This is a genomic window from Thermus islandicus DSM 21543, from assembly GCF_000421625.1.
Classification (GTDB): domain Bacteria; phylum Deinococcota; class Deinococci; order Deinococcales; family Thermaceae; genus Thermus; species Thermus islandicus.
In genome coordinates, this window is record NZ_ATXJ01000045.1 from 1 (window position 1) to 3609 (window position 3609).

Annotated in this window: 2 protein-coding genes and 1 pseudogene; all 3 read left to right on the top strand. The window is 52.7% G+C overall.

The features are described 5' to 3' along the window. The first annotated feature begins 129 nt into the window (after positions 1-129). Positions 130-984: a hypothetical protein gene (locus H531_RS14400; protein WP_126177675.1), complete on the top strand. Its 855-nt coding sequence runs from the start codon at positions 130-132 to the stop codon at positions 982-984. After that, a complete protein-coding gene (locus tag H531_RS14115) occupies positions 966-2072 on the top strand; it encodes a DNA adenine methylase (protein WP_245540699.1) in 1107 nt (368 codons plus the stop codon). Before H531_RS14400 ends, H531_RS14115 begins: the two co-directional genes overlap by 19 nt. Before the next feature lie 228 nt (positions 2073-2300). After that, a pseudogene (locus tag H531_RS13570) lies at positions 2301-3590 on the top strand (IS256 family transposase). The last annotated feature ends 19 nt before the right edge of the window (positions 3591-3609 follow it).

A 3609-nucleotide genomic window follows, 5' to 3' on the forward strand; every position in this document is an offset into this window, starting at 1 on the left:
GAGGGGCCTGGTTCGCCTGCTCAACTATGAAGTCACCCAAGAACTCTTGAAGCAGGCTAAGGGAGGGCGAGGAAGGAGTTTTGGGTAAAGCCCTGCTACTGGTATATACTGTTGGGGCGAGGAGGGCATATGAACGAAATGTACGAGATTGCCAAAGGAGTGGCCTCATTTGAAGGTGCTCCTACCTTACCAGGACGTACGACAGGTGAGGCTAGAGGGGGCCGAGAGTTTGAAGCTGTTGTTGCGGAAGGTCTTCTGAAATATGGCCGATTGCTGGTCACCGCCGTTCCCTCATTAAGATTACGCCCGGTTGCTGCAGAAGGAACTTCAAGACAAAACCATCTGGCTGACGCTCTTGCAGTCGTAAACGAAGAAAATAAAAGAGTCTTGGTGTTCAGATTACCTGCATTCAGGCACAATCCTCTCTTTGCTGAGATTACTTCAGGCGCGCTACAGAACGATTTCGTTCGAGTTCCGGACTCATTTTTGAAAAGGGAGTTCGTTGTGGAGGAGTGGTATACCCCCAAGTTAGGGGAACTAGCAGAAAGAGGATGGATTCCTGAAGAGGATGAACCTTATCCTTTTTCCGGGACTAACTATCCAGAACTGTATAGGCGTAAGCGCACCCAGTTCGACGGTGTGATTATCTTCTTGGAAAGTGGCACGCTAAGGGAAAAAGCCCTGCTAGAAATAAAATCTCTGAAGTCTTCTGAGGGGGCCAGGGTCGATGGTAACGCCCACGAACGGTTTGCGTACCAGAATCTAGACTATCTCGAGATAGGGGCCCTATATCCTCGCACAACGCTCTTGCTACTTACAAACGATGCCATTCTCAAGTACAGAAACAAATACCACACGGGAATCGGTGTACATGCATTACGGCTAAGCTATGCGTTTTGCTGGTACAAGTTTGAGATGGTTAGCTCCGTTCGACAGTACCTTCGCCTCTTTTCTTTGTGGAAGGAATGGCTGGAGGGCAAATGATAAAGTACATTGGGTCAAAACGCGCTTTGTTGCCCTGGATTATTGAGGTTATATCCCTATTGAGACAGCTCGATGGCTCCTACAGGGTGGCTGATCTCTTCTCTGGTAGCGCACGGGTAGCCCATGCTCTCAAGAAACATGGATTTTGGGTTGCAGCTAACGATATCAATACGTACGCCTTTGTGTTGGCCAAAGCTTTAGTTGAAGCTAACGCTCGGGTTTATACGAAAGAAAAGCTCAAACCCATACTGGCTGACCTTATGGCTTTGCCTCCCAAGAAAGGGTGGTTCACCCACACTTACTGTGAGGAAGCACGATACTTTCAGCCCAAAAACGGTCAACGGATAGAAGCAATACGAGAGGCCATAGAAGAACGCTACTCCGAAGACCCCACACTAAAGGCTATTCTACTGACGAGTTTGATGTTAGCCGCAGACAAGGTGGACTCAACCACAGGGGTTCAAATGGCCTACCTCAAGTCCTGGGCACCCAGGTCCTATAACGATTTGCAGCTGGAATACCCCCCATTGCTGCCTGGCGAAGGTTTGGCCATTCAAGGGGATGCCTTAAAGGTAGTAGAGGAGCTTAGCGTCGACTTGGTTTATCTAGACCCACCGTATAATCAGCACTCCTACTTGGGCAACTACCACGTCTGGGAAACCTTGGTCCTTTGGGATAACCCGGAAACATACGGGATTGCTAGAAAAAGGATAGATGTCAAGGAAAGGAAAAGTCCATTCAACTCCAGAAAAGAGGCCAAAGCAGCTATGAAAGAGCTCCTAAGGAAGATCAAAGCTAGACATGTTGTTCTTTCCTTTAATAACGAGGGATTTTTTACTTCAGAGGAGATAGAGGAGATTCTCAAGGAATGGGGATATGTCGTGCGTTTTTCCCGTCCACACAAACGCTATGTCGGAGCCTTGATTGGCATTTACAACCCCAAAGGAGAGAAGGTCGGAAAGGTTTCCCATACAAGAAACGAAGAGTACCTTTTTGTAGTTACTCAGTATAGAGGTGTGTACGAAGAACTTCTCGACAGAGTGGCAATAACGAGTGCTCGGAAAGCTGTGGCTGTGCCCCTTTTCTAATCTCGGGGCAGTTACTACCTACCCATAGGTAGCTGATAGCTATAAGTTGCGTTGCAACAGTTCACTTCTTGGCCCTTAAGAAGATGCTTCGCACAAGATAGTAACGTTGCTTCTTCTCATCACCTCCCCCCACCTCACGGGCCTCTCCGTGTGCACGGGGGTCGTGTAAGGAATTATGTGTAGGGGTTTGCGTATCAAAGGGGGGCGCCCAAGGATAGGAGGTGCCCCATGGACCATGGATACCCTGAAAACCCTTCTAAGGGAAGCGGTGAGGGAAACGGTGGCCGAGGTGTTGCAGACCGTACTGAATGCTGACCGGGAGGCTTTCTTGCAGGAACATGGGCGGCGCAAAAACGGCTACTAGCCCAGGCAGCTGGACACCACTTTTGGCCAGGTGGAACTGCGCATTCCTCGGGTTCGGGAAGGGCAATACTATCCCGCCATCTTAAGGCCCTACAGCAGACGCCTAGTGGATGTAGGGGAAGTAGCCGTAGCCCTGTATGCCGCCGGGGTAAGCCAGCGTAAAGCGGCTGAGGTGATGAGCCTGCTGCTGGGCCACCGGTACACCCATGAGACCATCAGTACCCTTACGGACCAGGTGCTGGAGGGAGCGGAAGCCTTCCGGCATAGGCCCCTGCCCGAAGAAATGGCCTTTGTCTACCTGGATGGGCTATTCCTGAAGGTTTTCAGGGAAGGACTGGGGATGGAGCGGGAAGTGGTGTACGTGGCCTTGGGGATTACCCCCTCAGGGGAGAGGTGGATTCTGGGCTGCAAGATAGCCTTCGGCTGACCTGGCTCCTTCCCAGGGAGGATGCGGTTTCTTGGGAGGAGGTTTTGCGGGAGCTATAGCACAGGGGCTTGCGGCGGGTTCTGCTCTTTATCACCGATGGGATACCCGGAATAGAGGGTCACGCGATAGCGTATCTTGCGGCGATTCGGCGGGTCTATCCCCTGGCCCAATGGCAACGGTGTGTGGTGCATACGGTTCGCTCCAGCCTGGCCCGGGTGCGTTCCCGGGACAGGGGCCTGCTGGCGCAAGACCTGCGGGAGGTGTATATGGCGGGGAGCCGAGCGGAGGCCCTCAGGACCTTGGAGAGGTTCAGGGAAGCTTGGGGGGGCAGGTACCCATCCCTGGTGGCTACCTGGTAGGAGGGGTCAGGGGCACTGTTGCGCTTTTACGAGTACCCCTAGTTCCTCTGGCCCTATCTTCGGGCCACCAACCTCATGGAGCGGTTTATCCGGGAGATAAGGCGAGGGACGAAGGTGCGGGACCATAAGTTTCCCCGGCCGGAATCGGTATACAAGCTCCTGTACGTGGAGGGGGAACGGCAGGAAGGGAGGTGGGCGGAGCGAAGGCTGAAGGGATTTGTGGAGGTACAGGAGGTATTGGAGCGGATGCTTCTGGAAAGGTATGCCCCCCAGACACAAACGCTTACACATAGCAGGACTTTACCCACATCTCCGTTTCGTGGTAAATCTCCCCTTGCGGGCGCAGCCCGTATCTGGTACCGGGGGTGATCCATGGACATGCTCAAGG